Origin of the sequence: Paenibacillus sp. FSL H7-0714 (assembly GCF_038003765.1) — a bacterium.
GTDB lineage: Bacteria > Bacillota > Bacilli > Paenibacillales > Paenibacillaceae > Paenibacillus_AQ.
In genome coordinates this window covers 4765975-4786586 of record NZ_JBBOPT010000001.1, presented here as the reverse complement: position 1 = coordinate 4786586, position 20612 = coordinate 4765975, and the positions used below count along the sequence as shown (strand labels likewise).

General features: G+C 40.3%; 19 protein-coding genes. 14 read left to right on the top strand and 5 right to left on the bottom strand.

Going from position 1 to position 20612, the window contains the following annotated elements; all coding sequences use genetic code 11:
• The first annotated feature begins 137 nt into the window (after positions 1 to 137).
• Complete coding sequence (locus NST34_RS21385; RefSeq protein WP_042189863.1) at positions 138 to 383, top strand: hypothetical protein; 246 nt, start codon at positions 138 to 140, stop codon at positions 381 to 383.
• A 64-nt stretch (positions 384 to 447) separates the two neighbouring features.
• Here NST34_RS21385 and NST34_RS21380 read toward each other — a convergent pair whose 3' ends face one another.
• Positions 448 to 1065, bottom strand: a complete 618-nt coding sequence (locus NST34_RS21380; protein WP_042189861.1) for a histidine phosphatase family protein — start codon at positions 1063 to 1065, stop codon at positions 448 to 450.
• A gap of 156 nt (positions 1066 to 1221) precedes the next feature.
• Here NST34_RS21380 and NST34_RS21375 point away from each other — a divergent pair, with 156 nt between their 5' ends.
• Positions 1222 to 2157, top strand: coding sequence for a LysR family transcriptional regulator (locus NST34_RS21375; RefSeq protein ID WP_341124613.1), 936 nt, complete (start codon positions 1222 to 1224; stop codon positions 2155 to 2157).
• 17 nt (positions 2158 to 2174) lie between these two features.
• Here the strand turns inward: NST34_RS21375 and NST34_RS21370 are convergent, their stop codons facing one another.
• The 3 genes from NST34_RS21370 to NST34_RS21360 are packed head-to-tail and all read right to left on the bottom strand — an operon-like array spanning position 2175 to position 7036.
• Entirely contained in the window at positions 2175 to 4028 is a 1854-nt protein-coding gene (locus NST34_RS21370) for an ABC transporter ATP-binding protein (protein ID WP_341128734.1), read from the bottom strand.
• Complete coding sequence (locus NST34_RS21365; protein WP_341128733.1) at positions 4025 to 5866, bottom strand: ABC transporter ATP-binding protein; 1842 nt, start codon at positions 5864 to 5866, stop codon at positions 4025 to 4027. The genes NST34_RS21370 and NST34_RS21365 overlap by 4 nt, the downstream gene beginning before the upstream one ends.
• A 42-nt stretch (positions 5867 to 5908) precedes the next feature.
• Positions 5909 to 7036, bottom strand: a complete 1128-nt coding sequence (locus tag NST34_RS21360) for a helix-turn-helix domain-containing protein (protein WP_341060147.1) — start codon at positions 7034 to 7036, stop codon at positions 5909 to 5911.
• Between the two features lie 183 nt (positions 7037 to 7219).
• Here NST34_RS21360 and NST34_RS21355 point away from each other — a divergent pair, with 183 nt between their 5' ends.
• From NST34_RS21355 to rbsB, 8 genes are all read left to right on the top strand, one after another.
• Positions 7220 to 7696: a DinB family protein gene (locus NST34_RS21355; RefSeq protein ID WP_305953493.1), complete on the top strand. Its 477-nt coding sequence runs from the start codon at positions 7220 to 7222 to the stop codon at positions 7694 to 7696.
• A 195-nt stretch (positions 7697 to 7891) separates the two neighbouring features.
• The gene (locus NST34_RS21350; protein ID WP_341128732.1) at positions 7892 to 8047 is read left to right on the top strand and encodes a hypothetical protein; all 156 of its coding nucleotides are present in this window, start codon (positions 7892 to 7894) and stop codon (positions 8045 to 8047) included.
• A 73-nt stretch (positions 8048 to 8120) separates the two neighbouring features.
• Positions 8121 to 9101, top strand: coding sequence for a LacI family DNA-binding transcriptional regulator (locus NST34_RS21345; RefSeq protein WP_341128731.1), 981 nt, complete (start codon positions 8121 to 8123; stop codon positions 9099 to 9101).
• A 27-nt stretch (positions 9102 to 9128) separates the two neighbouring features.
• The gene (gene rbsK, locus NST34_RS21340; protein WP_149646930.1) at positions 9129 to 10007 is read left to right on the top strand and encodes a ribokinase; all 879 of its coding nucleotides are present in this window, start codon (positions 9129 to 9131) and stop codon (positions 10005 to 10007) included.
• 2 nt (positions 10008 to 10009) lie between these two features.
• The gene (rbsD, locus tag NST34_RS21335) at positions 10010 to 10408 is read left to right on the top strand and encodes a D-ribose pyranase (RefSeq protein WP_076286605.1); all 399 of its coding nucleotides are present in this window, start codon (positions 10010 to 10012) and stop codon (positions 10406 to 10408) included.
• 18 nt (positions 10409 to 10426) lie between these two features.
• Entirely contained in the window at positions 10427 to 11908 is a 1482-nt protein-coding gene (locus NST34_RS21330) for a sugar ABC transporter ATP-binding protein (RefSeq protein WP_341128730.1), read from the top strand.
• Positions 11909 to 11910: 2 nt separating this feature from the next.
• Positions 11911 to 12879, top strand: a complete 969-nt coding sequence (locus NST34_RS21325) for an ABC transporter permease subunit (RefSeq protein ID WP_042189841.1) — start codon at positions 11911 to 11913, stop codon at positions 12877 to 12879.
• 12 nt (positions 12880 to 12891) lie between these two features.
• A complete protein-coding gene (gene rbsB / locus NST34_RS21320; RefSeq protein ID WP_076286607.1) occupies positions 12892 to 13809 on the top strand; it encodes a ribose ABC transporter substrate-binding protein RbsB in 918 nt (305 codons plus the stop codon).
• A gap of 70 nt (positions 13810 to 13879) precedes the next feature.
• Here the strand turns inward: rbsB and NST34_RS21315 are convergent, their stop codons facing one another.
• A complete protein-coding gene (locus tag NST34_RS21315) occupies positions 13880 to 15748 on the bottom strand; it encodes an LTA synthase family protein (protein WP_341128729.1) in 1869 nt (622 codons plus the stop codon).
• Positions 15749 to 15955: 207 nt separating this feature from the next.
• On the opposite strand from NST34_RS21315, the gene NST34_RS21310 reads away from it, so the two are divergent.
• The 4 genes from NST34_RS21310 (at position 15956) to NST34_RS21295 (ending at position 20515) form a co-directional block, all read left to right on the top strand.
• Positions 15956 to 16507 (top strand): sigma-70 family RNA polymerase sigma factor, encoded by a 552-nt coding sequence (locus NST34_RS21310; RefSeq protein WP_076300553.1) that lies wholly within the window; start codon positions 15956 to 15958, stop codon positions 16505 to 16507.
• Positions 16455 to 17795 carry a DUF4179 domain-containing protein gene (locus NST34_RS21305; RefSeq protein ID WP_341128728.1) on the top strand — a complete coding sequence of 447 codons (1341 nt, stop codon included), beginning with the start codon at positions 16455 to 16457 and terminating at the stop codon, positions 17793 to 17795. The genes NST34_RS21310 and NST34_RS21305 overlap by 53 nt, the downstream gene beginning before the upstream one ends.
• A 68-nt stretch (positions 17796 to 17863) precedes the next feature.
• A complete protein-coding gene (locus NST34_RS21300; protein ID WP_341128727.1) occupies positions 17864 to 18349 on the top strand; it encodes a hypothetical protein in 486 nt (161 codons plus the stop codon).
• 195 nt (positions 18350 to 18544) lie between these two features.
• A complete protein-coding gene (locus NST34_RS21295) occupies positions 18545 to 20515 on the top strand; it encodes a serine hydrolase (RefSeq protein ID WP_341128726.1) in 1971 nt (656 codons plus the stop codon).
• The last annotated feature ends 97 nt before the right edge of the window (positions 20516 to 20612 follow it).

Genomic DNA, 20612 nt, shown 5'->3' with positions numbered 1-20612 from the left:
TTCGTAATCAACTTATACAGTAGAAGCCAATCCATAGACTATGGGTTGGCTTTTTTCTTTTTGTGATTATGTGATCTTCAGTTGATTTTCTTAATATTGAACTTATAATATTACTACCACTACTAGGAGGAACACATATGTCTAAGGAGTATTCACGCACATATATCGAAAGTGTAAAGCTTGAAATGTTAAATAGATTGGGACTTAAGCAAGTGTTCTTTAAGGAGCAAATAGGTGACGGCCTGATTTTTGAAGCGGTTGGTTTTGATAAAGGGAGCAAGCATCGTTTTTGTGTTAGACCGAAGACGAAAACAATTGACGAATTTATTTCAGGAAAATGGATGAAGGTCCGCAGCTTTACAATCAAAAGTGTGGAAATTTAAAATTGAAGTCTAAAAAGGGAACCCCATTTAAATCGGAGTTTCCTTTTTTATTTTTGAGAAGGATTCATTGATAATGTGAAGTATCGCCGTACAGATCGATAGTTGTATTGTTGTCAGTTAGGGTTACTTTACACAATGCTGTAGAGAGAATATCCGGTAGTTCCCCTAATTCCTGCAATGATTTATTGAGAAAATGAGCCATAATGACTTTCAGGGTCATCCGATGCGTGACAATAAGTACCTCATGTCCTTCATTATCGTTAATGATACGCTCAATAGTCGGCGTTACTCTTTGTTCAAGCTGACTATAGGTCTCACCTGGGGCTAGAGGAATAAAAAGATCAGGTCTGGTGAAAAAATGGGTGTACTGTAATGGATATTCTTGTTCAATCTGATCTGTGTTCATTCCTTCCCAAATGCCCATGTTAATTTCCATTAATGAAGCTTGCTGTTGAATCGGTAAACTCCGATTTCCTCGTAAAATCTGCGCAGTATGCAATGCTCTTGGACTAGTACTAGAATAAATGGCTCCTAAATTCTCACCTTCCAAACGTTCTCTCAACCATTCCGCTTGCTGTTCACCCAAGGTTGTTAACGCTGAATTTTGATGTCCTTGCATTCTTTTCTGCAAATTCCATTCGGTCTGCCCGTGACGGGTTAGAAATAATACTGTCTCTTTCATTAACGAAACCTCCCTTTTGAATAGTTGTAAGTATAAGATAAATAATTATAAATAAACAATATATAATAGTTAATATCCATAATGTATAGTTATAGTAAGAAAGCCGAAAGTCCGTTAAACAATGATTTTATTTTATATAGTTAGGAAGAAATCAGGATGAACTATCATGTATTAAAATTGTTTTATTATGTTGCAATAACAGGGAGTGTGACCAAAGCCTCTGAACGTTTGCACATCAGTCAACCCGCTATATCAGCGCAGATCCGCAAATTTGAACGGGAGAATAATATCGTATTATTAGAGGTCATAGGAAAGAGAATGGTGCTAACACCGATTGGGAGAAAACTGATCGAACCACTTGAAAAGTTATTTGCTATGGGTGAACAGGTACAGCAGATTATTGAGGATTATCATAAATTTCCTGCGGGCCATATTCGGATTGCAGGTAATTACCTGGCCACAAGCATACTCATCCCCCGGTGGGCATCATTATACAAACAATCTTTTCCGGAGGTTAAAATTCAGATCTCTACTGCTAATTCTCATGAAGTCATGGAACAATTAAATAACTTTGAAGCAGATGTGGCGATTTATAGTGATATGGCGTTTCCTTCTCATCATACAGGGGTGTTCGAACATCGTGAGTTGTACAAGGACGAGTATGTGTTCGTAGTTTCTTCAAATCATTCTTTAGCCAAGCAGGAGGTTAGCTTTGAGGAAGTGATGGCTGAGGCATTTATTATGAGGGAGGAAGGTAGTGCAGCCAGAGAGAGAATTGTACAATTATGTGAAGAAAGAAAGGTACAACAACCGAAGATCGAACTGCAATTTAATGGAGTAAATGAGGTTATTCAAGCCGTGATTGCCGGTTATGGGATTAGTTTTGTATCTGCGTTGTTAGCAAAGCCTTATCTTGATCAGGGTATGTTAGCCAAGGTCGAAGTGGAAAATGTAGTCTCTAAGCATTCGATATGGATGAGCCACAGAAAGAAAGAGCTTCAAGAAAGCTATATCCAGTCATTTATTAAGCTCGTCATGAAACGATTAAAAGAAGAGGATAATTTATACTCGGTTCCAACGCATACACCTTGATTAAAATAACTTATGAATTACGATGTATGCATTGAACTGAGATCAAAGATTGGAATGTAATTGAAGCAACTCAGGTGCACTAATGTCTTCTGCTTCAGAGATTTAAATTGAATGTTATATAATTGTGAGTATAGCCCATTCATTTCTAATAAAGACTCATGTGTACCTTCCTCAACAATCGAACCCTGATTTAATACGATAATTCTAGATGCTTCACGTATGGTGGATAGTCTGTGTGCAATAACCAATGTGGTTCGATTCTTCATTAACAAATCAAGAGATTGCTGAATCATTCGCTCAGATTCGTTATCGAGTGCGGAAGTTGCTTCATCTAGAAGTAGGAGTGGAGCATCACGAAGAAAAGCTCTGGCAATGGCTATGCGTTGTCTTTGTCCACCAGATAAAGTCGATCCATGTTCACCTAGGATAGTGTCATAACCATGGGGCATCTTCGTAATAAACTCTTCTGCACCTGCGAGCCGAGCGGCATCTCGAATATCCTCTTCGCTAGCTGTACTAGTACTGAAGGCGATATTGTCTCGTATAGTTCCTGAGAACAAATAAGGGGTTTGGGGAACATAGGTAATCATTGCACGTGCTTCTTCAAGCTGATCATGTACAGACTTTCCATAAACCGTGATGCTTCCTGCAGTAGGCTCATAAAGTCCATTACATAATCGAACGAGCGTCGTCTTCCCTGACCCGCTTGGCCCGACAACCGCGATAGTTTCTCCATGTTGTATATGAATATTAAGCCCTGTAAATAGGGAGGCTTCATTATCCGTTTTACCCGAATAGTTGTAGTGGACATCCTCTATTTGTAATGCAGCTACCTCTACGGAAGCGAATGTTGATGAGCTGGATTCTGGCAAAGGATGAGTAACTCCTTCATCAGGTGCATCAAGTATAGCGAATACGCGGTCAGCTGCACCTAAAGCCTCCTGGACACCTCCCCATGTTTGAGACATATGGACAAAAGGCCATTGAACCCTCCCCATCAAAATAATAAAAGCGAGTACTTCACCTGCTGATGTTCCGCCACTTAGAGCTGATAACGCAATTAAAGCGGCGCATGTCACCATTACGAGATTGTTGATAAAGGCAGAAGATTGCCATAAGAGACCATTTAGAAGCGATTTTCGCAGCTGCATTCTTCTTAACTTCTCACGTTCTAACGCATATTTATTTAAGAGAGTTTCTTCAAGCGAAAAGGCTCTGACGACCTTCATTCCTTGAAGCGTTTCTTGTAAGATTCCTCGTAATTCCGCCTCTTTTGCATATATTTGAGTAGATAATTTTCGTAATCTGCGATCAAAGAAACGTCCGGAAAGAAAAACAAGGGGGCCCGATCCGAGAGCTAACAGGGCGATCCAGACATCCATTTTAGCCAAATATAGAAAGGAAATGAAACAGAGAAGTAGATTATAGCCTAGATCGTATACAATGCTGTTTATCATCCCCATGGCCATCCCTGCATCCTTAGTGTTACGAGAAGTCAAATCACCTGAATGCATGGACTGAAGGTAACGGAATGGAAGTCGGTGACTTTTGTCAAACAGCTTCGCACGAATATCCCAAGCCATCCGACTTTGCATAACAAAGCGGAAGTAATGCTGCACCATAAGACAGCAGATAATGATGACACAAGCAATGGCACAGATTACAGTTATACGTGCTAATGCATCCATATTGGCGTTGTTGATCGTATCAATAAATACTTGCTGAATGGCTGCAAATCCTATGTCCATTACGAGTTTAGCAGAGAGCAGGAGTACAGCCACAATAAATCCAATTCGATAAGGGCTAGCGTAAGAGATTAATCTACGCAGAGCATACCCCAATTTTAGATTCTTGGATTCCATCTCATTCATATCTCTACCTCCCTGACCAGAGTAGAAATATCAGCCTTCTTCATTGAGGTCTCAACCATATTGTAATACTGTCCTTGTAAAGTCATTAACTCCAGATGAGTCCCAGCTTCAACAATAGAACCCGCCTCCATATAATAAATGTGATCTGCATCTCTGATGGTAGATAGTCTATGCGCGATAACAACCGTTGTACGATCATGCATGAGTTCTTGCAGGGCCTGGCCGACAATCTCCTCATTATGGCTATCAAGTGCAGCTGTGGGTTCATCAAGAAGGAGAAGCTTAGGCGCTCGGACAAACGCTCTGGCAATAGATAGCCGCTGCCTTTCACCGCCAGATAAGGTATGGCCCCGTTCCCCAATGGAAGTCTGATATTGAAGGGGGGTTCTCATAATAAATTCATGTATCCCCGCACTTTTTGCTGCTTTAATAATTTCTTCATAGGTTGCGTCAGGTCTTCCCCATGCAATATTTTCATATAGAGTTCCAGTGAACAGATAAGGCTCTTGAGAAACATAAGCCAAATGATTACGCCAAGACCGAGGGGGAATGCTGCTTAACGGCAACTTACCAGATTGGATGACCCCTTCATTAGGTTCATAGGTTGCGAGTATTAATTGAAGGAGGGTGCTTTTTCCACTGCCACTAGGACCGGCAAACGCAGTTACTTTACCTGGTTCTATGGTTAGATTAACGTTAGTTAATACTTGATGATTACCATAATGAAAACCTACATTCTCAAAGGTGATAGGGTACAAGCCACTAATTGCTTGGTTGTTATTCATCGGCGTTTCATTATGAGAATCTTCCTGATTACATTCACGGCTTGCGTCTTCTTCTGGTAAATCAATGACTTCAAACAATCGTTTACCTTGCGCCAGCGAGGCTTGTAATTCTGTCCATAGATTAGCCAGCTTTGATACAGGGTTTGTAATTTGCTCGAAACAAATCAGAAATGCCGCCACTGCTCCCACATCCAATCTCCCTTGGATAACTAGATATCCGCCGTAGGAGAGAACATATAGCAATCCACTAAGAATAACGGCAAAGGGCATATTATAGCCCACAGCTTCTAAGCGTGTGACAGGTAAATGAATGTTGAAATATTGCCTAACACGTTGTGTGAATTGATTATGCAGCTTAGGTGCAAGGGAGAAGGCACGCACAACCTCAGCACCCTGTACCGTATCTTGAATAAACATTTGTTGAGCGGTTTCAATTTGCTGTCTTTGCTCGTGCATGGAACGTAGGCGGGAAGTGAAGGGAATCATCACAAGTGGAACAAGCGAGCAAATCAATATAGTTCCGAGCGTTAAGACATATTGGAGTGAGAGCAGATAAGTTAGGAGAAATGTAATTTGCATCAGATTACTGAATAGTTCAATGGTCTTCTGATTGATACCTTGCTGAGCAGCTGGGGCAGAATCATTGATACGACTAATGAGATCAGCAGAATGATAACGATCCAAATCTTTCATCTGTACGTTTAATAATCTAGCTAGCAGTGATACCTGAAGCTTGGAGGTCGACTTGAATTCAAGCACACCTGATAAATAAGTCAATAAGAAGCTGGCTAAAGCATCTACAATAACGATTACTAGAGCAAAGATAGCACCAGACATCAAAAAGGACATGTTCTGATTCGTAGCAGCGTTGATTATACGTCGTAAAGATTCAGCTATCCCAACTGTTGCAAGGGAAACGACGGCAGCTAAGAGACATAATATGAGGTACCAGCCTAAATAGGGTTTTCCAAGTTTCAGTAAACGCATAAAAGTGTTAGAAACTACTTTGGATTTTTTGATCGAGTCTGCTTCTATGTTTGTAGATCCATTCAATTTAGACCCTCCCCACTATGGTTTTAATTTGCTGTGGTTCACTTAAAAGATAGGAGGTTCCTCATCGAGCATGACTTTTGTGGTGACGGCAAGTAATTCTCTCAATTTATCCATTCGAAGATGGTAATATAATCGATGATCGGTTCTTTTTAGTTCGATAAGGTCTAAAAAAAATAGGAAGTTGGCATGATAAGTTACTGCCGCGGGCGTTATGCCAAGTGCTGATGCAATTTCTTGTCCATAGTGAGGGCGATTCCTTAAGAGCAGCAAGAAGTCTAAACGTCGTTTATCCGAGAATGCTTTTAAAAAAAGTTCAGTTTTCTCTCGATCAGCAGCTGGTCCGAATACATGATCATTAAAAATGCCGAATATAACCCAAGCGATACGAGAACTTCCTGCGTAAAAGAAGAGAACATGATTCCCAACTTGTGAGAAAAAGCTGACATGAAAAGTAGTGGGAACATCATAAACTGCAGGTTCATTTTTGTTGATATCACGAATGAATCTTTCAGGATTCGCTAGGAACAAACCTTCATAACGCTGAGAGGCTTGTTCAGACTCCCTTCTTAACTCCTCTTTCCAAAGTGAAAAGACATCCTTGTAGAACTGGTTTAAGAGCTGCATATAACGTAGCTTAGTTTCTTCGGGATAAGCAAGGCACTCTAGTAATGGCCCCTGCGCTTCAATCACATCCAGCTGCGGTTTTGTTCTTGCCACAAGCTCAGCCATTAAGCGGGTATCCTTCTTGACGATTTCCCAATCGTTTCCTTCTAGCAACTCATCTAATTTATCGTAATACACACCATATACCATTTCAGCGACTACCTTTTCTGCAGGACTCTTTTCCAGTCGATTTATCCATGCTTCAGCTGTTTGTGGTTCTGGACAAGTGCAAATGGATTCATAGAAAGCAAAATCGAGTGCTTTATGAAAAAAGTTGTACTGGAAAAAAAACTGAAGTTCTCGGTAGGAGTGAGGTGACAACCGTGCTCGTGCATCTTTATGATAAGACAACGCTTGTGGGTCCATTTCAAGTTTGTAATCCTCAGCTGCCTTAAGCAACTGCTCTTCACAAGCAATCATTCCCATAGAAACAATGAATTCCAAAGCTTCGTTGTACGCAAATTTTATGTTCGAAAGTAAGGTGTCTTTCATGTTATCTTCCATCATAACCTCCGATATTTCTCGTTATAGAATTTAAATGTTGGGATGATACGACTAATATTTAATGATGACTTAATGTTAAAATAAACCATTCATTTTCTTTTGTAAAGGGATATTTTACAATTCGTACTAACTGCTAGGATTCGGTTGTCGTGCATGGTAAACTATGGATAAAAAATAGGAGGGGCCATGATGGAGCCAATCGTGTTCAAACAAATTGAATTTGTACGTAGTGTTACTGTTCGTGCAGTTGAAGAACTTTCCGAGGAACTATTAGATATCATTCCACAGGGCTTTAATAACAACGTTAGATGGAACTTGGGACATATTTATTTGGTGCAAGAGAAGTTCGCTTTTCATTCCGCTAGGGAGCTTATGCAATTGCCGGAAAGCTTTGAACGATTATTTGCAAAAGGTACTAAACCTGCAGAGTGGAGCGAGAAACCACCAACACTTGAAGTGTTAATTGAGATGCTTTCGGAGCAACCCAAACGTATTCAGGAAGCTATGCACAATCGCTTAAGTGAGCAAGTAACCCCTCTTACAACGGGTAGTGGATTAACCTTAAATACAATCGGAGAATTCATAAATTTCACGCTTTACCATGAAGGGATGCATTTTAATACAATCAAACTATTAAATCGATTTGCTGATAAAAGACTTTAGAGATCTTTAGTAGACAAAAGTCTAAGGTCAAGGAGGTATTCGATGGAGGTTGGAAGAATTTTAGGTATTGCATATAATGTGATCCCAGTTAAAGACTTGGAGAAATCTGCAGCTCGGTTTGTGAAACATTTGTCGTATCACTTCATAACAATTTGAGTTGTGAAGATGTGAAAGTCGGAAACATTAGTGACGAAGGTGAGTATGGTAAGTTTTTTGTATTTGAAGATCTGGATGGTAATTTATTTGATGTTTGGGAACAACATGATTGTGAACTGGTTTATTAGCCTCACTAAGGATATCGAGTTCAATCGATATCTTTTGTTATATATTGGAACGAAAAAAGATTTGTAATGAAAACGGTTTTATGATAATCTAATTAATGTAATACATGTAACCGGTTACACATTGGGGGATGAAATGAATCATGATGACGATTAAAGATGTTGCAAAAATAGCTGGAGTATCGGTGGCAACCGTTTCTAGGGTGTTAAATGAATCTGGTTATGTGAATATCGATACTCGAAAAAAAGTTGAAGCAGCTATCAAAGAAATGAATTATACCCCTAATGAGGTTGCAAGGTCATTGTATAAACGGAAATCCAAATTAATAGGACTTCTATTACCTGACATTACGAACCCATTCTTCCCGCAATTAGCACGTGGGATAGAAGATCGGATGCAGGAGCATGGTTATCGGATAATCTTTGGTAATAGTGATGAGAACGAGGAAAAGGAATTGGATTATATTCAAACCTTTATCCAAAATAATGTTATTGGCATGATCTCATCAACCAATTTTCCCGAGAAAGATATTTATTCTAATTTGAAAATTCCGGTTGTATTTCTTGACCGTACTTCTAATGACAGTCCCTCCGTATATGCAGATGGCAGAAAAGGCGGACGCCTTGCTGCTCAAGAAATCATTGCACGGGGAAGCACCAAGATTACAGTTATGCAAGGACCGGCGCATATTAAACCGGCGCAAGATCGATTTCAAGGTGCGATTGAAGTACTTGATGAAATGGGAATCACTTATCAAGTGATCCAGACTTCATCCTTCTCCCACACGGAAGCGGAACAATGGGCTGTAGAGTTGTTTGATAAATATATAGATACAGATGGTGTAATTGCCAGTAATGATATCGTGGCGACAGCAGTTATTCATGAAGCACATCGCTTAGGTAAAAGAGTGCCACAGGATCTCCAAATCATTGGATTCGATGATATCCCACTCAGCAGTCTGTTGTCACCTTCGTTATCTACTATCCGTCAGCCTGCACATGACATGGGCCGTGAAGCAGCTGGTTTACTTATTAAGTTAATTGAGCAAGATAAAGTAGAAGATAAAATCATTCAATTACCCGTCAGCTTTGTAGAGCGGGAAACAACAAGAAGTAAAGAATAGATGACAACATAAGAAAGGTTGATGGACATGGCTAAGATTTGTGTAATTGGAAGTTGTTCAATGGATTTGGTGGTAACCTCATCTAAGCGACCTCACGCAGGAGAAACTGTTCTTGGAGAGAGCTTCGCTACCGTTCCAGGAGGCAAGGGAGCGAATCAGGCCGTAGCTGCTTCGCGTTTAGGGGCAGAAGTTATGATGGTTGGTTGTGTAGGTGAAGATTTCTATGGTACGGAGATCATGGAGAATCTTAAGAGAAATCGGGTTCTTACCACCAATGTGGAACCGGTTACACATACCAAAAGCGGTACTGCTCACATCATTTTAGCAGAAGGTGATAATAGTATTATCGTTGTAAAAGGAGCTAATGATTCAGTTACTCCTGCTTTGGTTGAGCGAGCACTTGATGCTATTAAAGGATCTGATATGGTGCTAATCCAACAAGAAATACCCGAAGAAACGGTGTCTTTTGTAAGCGAACTTTGTCATAAATTTAATATCCCTATGCTGCTTAATCCGGCACCTGCGCGTCCCATCAGTGACGCGATTATAGAAAATGCCGCCTATCTGACACCTAATGAACATGAATGTACGATTTTATTCCCTGGGGTGAGTACTACAGATGCCTTAAGGAAATATCCAAACAAGCTGTTTATCACAGAGGGAAGCAATGGCGTACGATTTTACGATGGAGAACAAGAAGTTCTGGTTCCTACTTACAAAGTTAACGCTATAGATACGACAGGTGCTGGAGATACTTTTAATGCGGCATTTGCAGTTGCTTTAGCTGAAGGCAGCTCCATTCTGGATAGTGTAAAGTTTGCCAATCGAGCGGCTTCCTTATCCGTTACTAAATTTGGTGCACAAGGTGGTATGCCGACAAGAGCAGAAGTGGAGGCGAATCTTTAGTTATGAAGAAACAAGGGATATTAAACAGTCATATTTCCAAAGTGCTTACTGACTTAGGCCACACTGATACAATTGTCATCGCAGATGTGGGGCTTCCAGTTCCACCAGGTGTTCCGAAGATTGATTTGGCGGTTAAACTAGGGGTTCCTAGCTTCCAAGATATCGTTGATATCATTTCGGAGGATATGGTCATCGAAAAGGTGATCGTTGCAGAGGAATTAGAGACTGATAATAAAGTCACCTCTCAATACTTGAATAATAAATTTAAGGAAATACCGATAGAAGCATATTCACATGAGCAATTTAAGCAGCTGACGATGCAGGCTAAGGTTATTATTCGCACGGGTGAAGCTAAGCCGTATGCAAACTGTATTCTACAAGCTGGGGTCTATTTTGGATAAAAAGGGGGTTCTAAGTGTATGCACATTACGATGAAAGATATTCATAAGTCTTTTGGCGCTAACCGTGTATTGACCGGTGTGGATTTTGAACTTAAGGATGGTGAAGTTCATGCCCTGATGGGTGAGAATGGCGCAGGTAAGTCTACGCTGATGAATATTCTGATCGGTCTGCACCAACGTGACCAAGGCACCATTCGTATAGATGATCAGGAGAAATACTTTACGAATCCCAAAGAGGCAGAACAATATGGAATCGCATTTATCCATCAGGAGCTGAATGTATGGCCAGATATGACGGTTCTGGATAATCTATTCATTGGCAAGGAACGAACATCCAAATTCGGCCTGTTAAATAGGAAAGAGATGAAAGCGTTAGCAAATGAACAGTTTGCTAAGCTCTCTGTGACCATTCCTTTGAACCAAGAGGCGGGGGAATGTTCAGTAGGTGAAAAACAGATGATTGAGATCGCTAAAGCGCTTATGACTCATGCGAAAGTTATTGTTATGGACGAACCTACCGCTGCATTAACCGAGAGAGAAATACAGAAACTATTTGAAGTCATTGCCTCGCTAAAGAAAGAAGGCGTCTCTATCGTCTATATTTCGCATCGGATGGAAGAGATTTTTACGATATGTGATCGAATCACCGTGATGCGAGACGGGAAAACCGTAGATACGAAGCCCATTCCTGAAACTAATTTTGACGATGTAGTTCGGAAGATGGTAGGTCGTGAATTAACGGACCGGTTCCCTGAGCGTACTTCTAAACCCGGAGAAGTGGTTCTTGAAGTTAAGAATGCTTCAAAGAAAGGGCAATTTAAAAATGCTAATTTCTCTGTGCGAGCTGGCGAAATCATAGGATTCTCTGGATTAATGGGATCTGGACGTACAGAGATGATGAGAACCTTATTCGGATTAGAATCATTAGACCAAGGTGAGATTTGGGTGAAGGGACAGAAGATTCCCATTCGGAATCCCAATGACGCTATGCAAGCTGGAATCGGCTTTGTTACAGAAGACCGCAAAGATGAGGGGTTAATCCTAGATTTCTCTATTCGAGATAATATGGTACTGACGAATTTATACGACTTTGCCCCTAAAGGTGTAATCAATGCTAAGAAGGAACAAGAATTCGTGGACATGCTTATTAAACGGCTACACATTAAGACACAATCATCATCCATTTTGGTCCGGAATTTATCTGGGGGTAATCAACAGAAAGTAGTTATCGCCAAATGGATTGGTATTGGCCTCAGTGTTCTTATCCTTGATGAGCCTACACGCGGCGTCGATGTTGGGGCAAAACGGGAAATTTATCAGCTTATGAACGAATTAACTGAACGAGGTGTCGCCATTATTATGGTATCCTCAGAACTTCCTGAAGTCTTAGGGATGAGTGACCGCATCGTAGTTGTTCATGAAGGGGAAATCAGTGGAGAACTTTCACAACAGGAAGCTACGCAAGAAAAAATCATGACGTTAGCTACAGGGGGGCAATAGTAATGACTACTATCAAAGATGAGAGTGTAAAGAAAGGTTTCCAAATTGGGCAAATCACGCAGAAATTAGGGCCATTACTAGGGCTAATCATTCTAATTATTATCGTAACCGTGCTGAACCCAAGCTTTATGGAACCCCTTAATATACTGAACTTGCTTAGACAAGTCGCAATTAATGCGCTTATCGCTTTTGGGATGACTTTTGTTATTCTAACGGGTGGTATCGATTTATCAGTAGGGTCTATTCTAGCTTTATCCAGTGCCTTCACAGCCAACTTGATGTTGTCAGGCTGGGATCCAATCTTAGCTATTGTTGTGGGTTGTTTAGCGGGTGGACTGATGGGGATGGTCAACGGACTGATGATTACGAAAGGCAGAATGGCGCCGTTTATTGCTACACTGGCGACCATGACTATTTTCCGCGGATTAACGCTTGTATACACGGACGGTAATCCGATCACAGGTCTTGGTGACAGCATGACGTTCCAATTGTTTGGTCGTGGATATTTACTAGGAATACCTGTACCTGCTATCACGATGATTATAGTATTCGCTGTGTTGTGGATTGTACTGCATAAAACGCCATTTGGCCGTAAAACGTATGCTATTGGGGGTAATGAGAAAGCTTCCATTATTTCAGGGATCAAAGTAGACCGCATCAAAATAATGATCTATTCCTTAACCGGTATGTTATCAGCATTGGCTGGTGCCATCTTGACCTCTAGATTGAACTCAGCGCAACCAACAGCAGGTACATCCTATGAGTTGGATGCGATCGCGGCAGTAGTATTAGGGGGGACGAGCTTAACAGGTGGCCGTGGACGTATCGTAGGCACATTAATTGGTGCTCTTATTATCGGGATTCTGAACAATGGCTTGAACTTGCTCGGCGTATCATCATTTTACCAAATGGTAGTTAAAGGGATCGTTATTGCGATTGCTGTACTCATAGACCGTAAGAAAGCCGTATAAGGGGGATTCCACATGAAAAAGCTCACATTAATTTTTACTTCCTTACTCTTGATTCTTATGACGGGCTGTTCCTTAGAGCCTCCAGAGTGGGCAAAGCCGAACAGCGGCGGGGGCCCAGGGAATATGAAGATTGGATTATCCATATCTACCTTGAACAATCCGTTCTTTGTATCTGTTAAAGATGGAGTTTTGGCAGAAGCTAAGAAGCTTGGTATGGAGGTTCTCGTTATCGATGCGCAGAATGATTCAGCCAAGCAAAGTAATGACGTTGAAGATTTAATGCAAAAAGGTGTAAATGCGCTGTTAATCAATCCAGTAGACTCTTCAGCGATCTCGACGGTTGTTCAGACAGCTAACAGTCTAGATATTCCAGTCGTTACTTTGGACCGTTCTGCAGATAAGGGAGACATTAAAGCCCTTGTTGCCTCTGATAATGTAAAAGGTGGATCAATGGCAGCTGAATATATTGTAGAGCAACTTGGAAAAGGTGCAAAGGTTATAGAACTAGAAGGATCACCGGGAGCATCAGCTACCCGTGAACGCGGGAAAGGATTCCATGAAATTGCCGACACGCAGCTTGAGGTGATTGCGAAGCAAACTGCTGATTTTGACCGTACGAAAGGGTTGACCGTTATGGAGAACCTTCTCCAAGGAAATCCAGATGTACAAGCGGTTTTCGCTCATAATGATGAAATGGCTCTTGGTGCTATAGAAGCGATTCAGAGTTCAGGTAAGAATATTCCTGTCATCGGTTTTGATGGAAATGAAGATGCACTTAAATCCATTGAGGCGGGTAAACTCACAGGAACCGTTGCTCAGCAGCCTGCATTAATTGGGCAGTTAGCGATTCAAGCAGCGAAAGACGTATTAGATGGCAAGACGGTTGAGAAACTGATTGCCGCACCTCTAAAACTGGTCGTAAAAGAATAAGAAAATGACTATAGAAAAACACTGCATTCGCCGATTTGGTGAGTGCAGTGTTTTTGATATATATATAAGCTTATTTTTCCTCAATTACTCTATCCGGTAACTGTGTTACATAACTATCTGATAGATGGAGAAGCTCTAAAGCACGATCGAACTCATCCTCGGTCGTTTGTTGCGTGTGGTTACCATCTCCAGATAAGGTATAATGCTGACCATCCTCGAAGCCACTGCCAGATAGGAAGAGCTCTTCATTATTTACGAACGATCCTGTTGGCAAATAATAGCGCTGAGGAAGTAGGTTATAAGTTGATTGATTCAATAAATCTTGTCCGAAATGAATATGATCCGCAAGAGAAACACCCAATAAATTAGATACAGTAGGCAAAATATCCACTTGACCGCCCAACTGTTCTTTTACACTTGGCGTTGTAATCCCCGTCGCTGATAGGATCAACGGAATATTAATTAATTCGCGTTCCGTATATTCATGACCAAGGATTTCCTGTAATAAGACGTGATCGCCCTCTTTTAGAGAGAAGATAGGAAGTCCGCGGTGATCTCCGTACAATGCAATCAAGCTGTTATCCCATACCCCATTTTGTTTGAGCTCATCAATAAAAAGTCCAAGTGCATAGTCAGCATAATTTTGAGCACGAATATAATCCCCGACTAATGTTCCTTCGAATCGTTCTGGAAGGGCCATTTTGTATTTATCCTCAGGGATCGAGAACGGATTATGCGCTGACATCGAAATAACATGGGAGTAGAATGGCTGATCCTTCTGATCCATCCTTGCTAGCTCTGCAGCTGTTTTCTCATACAACACCTCATCAGAAGCTCCATAAAATACCGTGTCCTCTTCACCATAATATTCCTTATCGTAATATCGATTAAATCCTAAGGCAGTATAAAGCTCGCCACGGTTCCAAAAGTCGACTTTATTGGTATGGAATGTTGCCGTATCATAACCTTGCGCTTGAAGCAGCTTAGGTAAGCTTGGAAGCTCTTTTGGCGCATACATTTGAGTGGCTGGACCATCAGGTGGAACATAGAAAGAAGTATTTACAATGAATTCGGCGTCAGAAGTATTTCCTTGTCCAACCTGCTGGTAGAAACGCGGAAAGTAATAACTGCTAGCCGCAAGCTTATTCATATTCGGCGTAATTTCTACTCCATCAATCTTTAGATTGATTAAGAAGTTCTGGAAAGACTCCATCTGAAGAATGACCAGGTTCTTTCCTTTGGCGGCTCCAAATTGAACCGGATTTGAGGTTGCTTGAATTCCTTTGGTCTCGTTAATCGCTGCTTGTGTAATCTTAGCGACGTCGATTTGTTCTTCTTCTTGATTGGCTAATAGAGAGTAAGCTTCATAATTGAGAATGCCCATTTGCTCGGCTTTAACGGTTTCGTTCATACTGGCTCGGTTAGGAAAAATATTCATTGCGCAAATGACGATGGAAACACAGAATAAGATCGCAACCGCTTTCCGGTTACTTTTACGCGACATGGCTTTTTTCCAATTAAGTGCCTTCTGTTTTCTCAACATGACCAAACCAATGACAATGATATCCACAAAAATAAGCATATATTGCGGACGCATGACCGAGAAAATACTTTTCTTAACGGCTCCAACTTGCTTGACCTGATCTAATACTTGTGAAGTAGCAATAATGCCAAAATGATTATGATATACAATGAGTGAGAAAAATAGTGTAGTGATCAACACATTGACCAGCATGTAGATGGCAATTTTTCGTTTCGTTGCGAACCATTCAATCAAGCAAAAGACTAGAAGCACAAAAGGGATTTCTTTAAGCCATGTGGTCCACGTAGGCCCGTCTTCAAAGAGAAAATACCAAGCAAAATAACTTTTAACTAGCATAATGAGAGAGAAAAATAATAGGGATCTTTTACTGAGTGTACGAGGTTCTTTAAACGGCATCTCTTATGCCCATCCTTTTCTTTTAGATTAGTTCATTCTATTACTTGAAGTGTTTAAAATCAACTAGATTGGGGTATAGAAGAGACTTATTTTCCTTAATATTACATTTAGGTGAATGAAACCATACATAGTATAAAAAAAATTATTTTTATGGGAAATGAACTTTTTAAGTTACTCCTAACTCTTATAGGGGAGAGAGGTGAAGGCATGGATGTTGCTCGTTGGGTGAAAAAAGCCAAAAAGGGGAATAAAGAAGCATTGCTCCACTTAATCATGTCTGAAAAAGACGTTTATTATAGGCTAGCGTTCAGCTATATGGGGAATGCGCATGATGCCATGGATGCCATGGAGGAAATGATCGTCACACTTTATGAAAAGATCGGTCAACTAAAGAAAGAGGAAGCATTTTATAGCTGGAGTAAGACGATTTTGGTGAATGGCTGTAAACGACTACTTCATAAGCGCGGCAAGCTGGTGCTGTTAGAGGATTGGAGTAAGGTTGACGATAGGGAAATAGGCCAAGTAGTGAGTAGTAATGATCCTTATCGCAGAAGTGAGCAGCAAATGGATATGGAGACCTTGTTGTTACAAGTAAATGAACATCAGAGAGAAGCGATTCAATTAAAGTATTTTCATGATCTCGATTATCAAACGATAGCTGACATTACGAAGGTTCCGATAGGAACGGTTAAATCAAGAATTTACCATGGATTACAAACGCTCAAAAATCAGTACAGAGGTGATGTTGATGAACAATAACGTCGAGCAACAATTAGCTGATGAAAAGACACGCATAGCGTCCATTACCGCACCTGAAGAATTAGAAATGAGATTAAGAAAGGCTTTGAATTCGGCTCCCGCAAAAAGAACGAAAAGAATAGCACCGATTTGGAAGGTTGCGGCGGTTGTTTTATTGGTGACAGTGATCTCTGGACAAAACTACAATGCTTTTGCTTATTTTGGCAAACAGCTTTTTGGATTTGATGAATTGCTTAATGGCACAACTTTACAACAGCTAAATGAAAAAGGGTTGGGCCAAAACATCAACAAGAAAACTACGTTACTAGACGGAACAACTCTTACCATTAACGGAATTATGGCGGACGCCAATCAATTCATTATGTATTACACCTTAACTAACCCAAATGGACTAGAGGATATGTCTGTAGACGCTTTTAGACCCTCAAAAATAAGTGGTTTTTTAACCGATTCAAACGTAGTAAGTGGGACTGCGTTAATCAATGAAGGTCATACGGAGATTAAAGGTCAGATGTCGTTTGACAGCGTAAATCCATTTTCAAAAAAACTAACGTTACACTTTTGGCAGCAGCTAGCAGAGAACGGCCAGATGAGCGAAGGAACAGTTACGTTCCCTTATAACCCTAATGAGGCCATGGAAACTCAGATTAAACAATCGATCAATAAAAAGATTAAAGTCGACAAAGGTACGATTACCTTCAAATCAATCACAGCTACACCAACGATGACTGTAGTAAAAGGGAAGCTGGATGTCGATAATTTTGATCGAGTGAAGCTTGGATTACATGGGATACAATTAATTGTCGATGGAACACCTGTAGAGATCCTGGGTAGTGGTAATCAAACCTCATTAGGTGGAAGAACATTTGATATTCGCTTCGACACATTGCCTAAGGAGCTACATTCCATGCAGCTAGTCGTTAAAGAATTTGCTGGGTATCAGACGATAGATGAAAAGTATCTCCTGACTGCGAGAAGTGACAAGCCATTAATGCTGGGTGATAAAGAACTATGGTTAAAGGATGTATCCAAAACCTCTAAAGGTATCGAAATAACGATTGCTACGGATGATGATGTAATGCTGGATGGTGTGTCTATTGAAACGAACAACGGGAGTACAACTTTAAAAACAACGATTAATCAAAAAGAGGTAAAACAAACGGATGGTAAACTAATGAAAGAACGAACTTTATTATTTGATACACAAAGTGAGCCTGAGTCATTACTAATAGAAGGATTGCATTATTTGAAAGCATATAATAAGGTGATTGAGATTCCAGTAAAGTGAAGAAATGTGCAATATCCATTTTTTATAACATATGGTAATCTATATGGACGTGAGAAAAGGAGGGGCACATGGATAATACAGAGGTTTATAGAGTGAGGCGTCCGTCGTTAATACCACTTCTGGTGTATATCAGTCTGCTAATGGGGATTCAATTATTTCAAATTTATAATCTAAACTATCGCTATACAAGTAGTGACAACTTAGTGCTTTCTTGTTTACTTTATGGTCAGGCTATTTTGTGTTTCATTGTTGCAATTGTTTTAGTCTACAGGATATTTACGATCAGAAGAGTTGTTGAAATTCAGATTCAACCGGAATCTATATTAATAGAAGATCTAGGAATAGAAGCAGAGCGGATTAATGACATATATATAAAAGGATATTTTAGTCCTGTAGTTGGGATTAGACCTAAAGTGAATAAATTTGCTCCTTATAAATTATGCTTTAATTTTCTGTCACAAAAAGATGAAGATGAAATAATGAAACAGTTAAAAGCTTGGGCCGAACGAAATCAGATCAAAGTAACTCATAAAAATTTTTCGAGATGGTTATAAGCTCTTCTAGACTAATATACGAAATGAAAGACACTGACTCCTTGTTGGTGTCTTTTTTTTGATTAAACCGTTATGTCATATGACATGTAACAAAGCTAATTGGTGACAGAACGTTTCTAGCTAGAATGACAATCTGTTTGTGATACTCAGAACAGGTTCACTAATCACAAATAACCAAATTGAGGAGAATGGATTATGAAGAAAAAGACACGCAGGCTTAGCGTCATCGCACTATTATTATCAACAGCTGTATTTACAGCATGTTCAGCACCAGTCTCCACTAACGCAACCAGTTCGAAAGGATCTTTAAATAGAAAAGAAATCGAGGCTTTCGCGGACCCTATATTTGCGCAGAAAATGAAGGAATACAATGTGAACGGATCCAATTTTGTAGTGGTTAAAGACGGAAAGGTGCTCGTGAATAAAGGGTACGGATATGCGGACAAAGAAAAGAAAACACTTGTTGATAAGAATACCGTCTTTCAGATCGCATCCGTGTCGAAGACATTTACCGCTTTAGCAGCTTTGCAGCTAGTGGAACAAGGAAAGATGAATCTTGATCACGATATCAATGCGTATCTTGGCGGAATGAAAGTACCAAATGAAACGGAAACTCCGTTAACCTTAAGAAATATGTTATCTTACACAACGGGCTTTGATTACCCGGATAAAGCTAACTTTGTTGCACCGGAATATGTAGATCAGGACATCCCCATGAAAAAGTTTATGACGGAGCATATGCCGACTGTCGTTCGGACGCCGGGTGAAGCGTATACCTATGATAATTTTGCCTTTTTACTTGCGGGCTATGCGATTGAGAACGTAAGTGGTACCCCGTTTTATAAGTATATGGAGAACCATGTGTTCAAACCGTTAGGAATGAACTCTACTAGTGCTCGATTTACCCCAGAGCTTTTAGCTAGAATAGCCACGCATTATGGACCAGATGGTAAACCTCATCCAACCTTTGGGCATGCGCCTACCGATGGGCCACAGGGCAGCATCCTTTCCACAGGAGAAGATATGGCTAAATATTTAACTCTGTTTCAACAACAAGGTAGTGTGAATGGGAAGCAAATCATTAGTAAAGAAACCACGAAGATGATGCAAACCTACTCTGTATTTGCGAATGAATCGCTTCCGATGACGACGGTTGGAGGATTTGAAGGGTATCGTAATGATCTGATGAATGGCTATCATGTGGTTCTCAAAGGTGGAAATATGCCTGGTCATCAATCACTGATCGTATTATTGCCTGAGGAGAATACCGCTTTCTACATGTCTTATAACAATGACACAATGATGAGCTTAGATATTTATGAAGCCTTGATGGATCACTATTTTCCTGAAAAGAAAGCACCAGAGGCGCCAACGTATCTCCCATTACCTGCATCAGAAGGTACTATATATACTGGAACTTATTTGAACACCAGATTCTATTTCTTGAAATCGAACTTCACCTATGCAGATGGCAATCTGATTATGGAGACTGGAACAAGCGGTACACATACGTTACGAATGATTAATCCGCTATTGTTCGAAGATGAATTAGGTAACAAATTGGCCTTTAAAAAAGATCATAAAGATCAGATCGAATACTTTTATTATACGAATCCTAATAGCCCAGACTTTGTTTCAGATGCTCGTAAGGTTCACACGAAGCCAGCATTCGCTGATGTATCTGAGGAGAGCGCTTATAAATCTTACATCGACAACCTGTATTCGCTTGATGTGATAAGTGCTAAATCTGGCAACAATTTCGAACCACAGGGAACGATGACGCAAGGTGAGTTTATGGATGCTCTAATTCTTGCCCATGGATGGTACGGCTTTCCTCATTTAATTGAGGGGAATAAAGAATTAACGAAAAAAGGAATCCCTGGTTTAGATCGTAATGCTGTCATCACAAGACAAGTAGCAGCCGTTATGATTCAAAATCTAAAACAAGCAAAGCAAGCTTCAGAAATTACGCTTAAAGGTGACACAGACTCATGGGCCACTGATTCGATCATAGCATTAGTGTCACAAGGCATTGTAGATCCTGATACAAAAGTGAATGATGATGGGTCTGTCGATTTTCGTTCTAAAAAGCCTTTGCTTCGCCAAGAAGCGAGTGCATTACTTGATCTTGCTTTTGGATACTATACGTTGCCAATCAAACACTAAGAATTGGACACCTCAGAGAGACTCTTTGGGGTGTTTTTTTTAATGATAGGTTTAAGAGGTAAATGAAATTATCGGTAGTATAAGGTTGTTTTAAATG

What these genes read in the sequence shown, in the direction of transcription:
- NST34_RS21385 (WP_042189863.1), top strand. Translation starts at nt 138, where the DNA reads ATGTCTAAGGAGTATTCACGCACATATATCGAAAGTGTAAAGCTTGAA.
- NST34_RS21380 (WP_042189861.1), bottom strand. Translation starts at nt 1,065, where the DNA reads ATGAAAGAGACAGTATTATTTCTAACCCGTCACGGGCAGACCGAATGG.
- NST34_RS21375 (WP_341124613.1), top strand. Translation starts at nt 1,222, where the DNA reads ATGAACTATCATGTATTAAAATTGTTTTATTATGTTGCAATAACAGGG.
- NST34_RS21370 (WP_341128734.1), bottom strand. Translation starts at nt 4,028, where the DNA reads ATGAATGAGATGGAATCCAAGAATCTAAAATTGGGGTATGCTCTGCGT.
- NST34_RS21360 (WP_341060147.1), bottom strand. Translation starts at nt 7,036, where the DNA reads ATGATGGAAGATAACATGAAAGACACCTTACTTTCGAACATAAAATTT.
- NST34_RS21355 (WP_305953493.1), top strand. Translation starts at nt 7,220, where the DNA reads ATGATGGAGCCAATCGTGTTCAAACAAATTGAATTTGTACGTAGTGTT.
- NST34_RS21345 (WP_341128731.1), top strand. Translation starts at nt 8,121, where the DNA reads ATGATGACGATTAAAGATGTTGCAAAAATAGCTGGAGTATCGGTGGCA.
- rbsK (WP_149646930.1), top strand. Translation starts at nt 9,129, where the DNA reads ATGGCTAAGATTTGTGTAATTGGAAGTTGTTCAATGGATTTGGTGGTA.
- rbsD (WP_076286605.1), top strand. Translation starts at nt 10,010, where the DNA reads ATGAAGAAACAAGGGATATTAAACAGTCATATTTCCAAAGTGCTTACT.
- NST34_RS21330 (WP_341128730.1), top strand. Translation starts at nt 10,427, where the DNA reads ATGCACATTACGATGAAAGATATTCATAAGTCTTTTGGCGCTAACCGT.
- NST34_RS21325 (WP_042189841.1), top strand. Translation starts at nt 11,911, where the DNA reads ATGACTACTATCAAAGATGAGAGTGTAAAGAAAGGTTTCCAAATTGGG.
- rbsB (WP_076286607.1), top strand. Translation starts at nt 12,892, where the DNA reads ATGAAAAAGCTCACATTAATTTTTACTTCCTTACTCTTGATTCTTATG.
- NST34_RS21315 (WP_341128729.1), bottom strand. Translation starts at nt 15,748, where the DNA reads ATGCCGTTTAAAGAACCTCGTACACTCAGTAAAAGATCCCTATTATTT.
- NST34_RS21310 (WP_076300553.1), top strand. Translation starts at nt 15,956, where the DNA reads ATGGATGTTGCTCGTTGGGTGAAAAAAGCCAAAAAGGGGAATAAAGAA.
- NST34_RS21305 (WP_341128728.1), top strand. Translation starts at nt 16,455, where the DNA reads ATGGATTACAAACGCTCAAAAATCAGTACAGAGGTGATGTTGATGAAC.
- NST34_RS21300 (WP_341128727.1), top strand. Translation starts at nt 17,864, where the DNA reads ATGGATAATACAGAGGTTTATAGAGTGAGGCGTCCGTCGTTAATACCA.
- NST34_RS21295 (WP_341128726.1), top strand. Translation starts at nt 18,545, where the DNA reads ATGAAGAAAAAGACACGCAGGCTTAGCGTCATCGCACTATTATTATCA.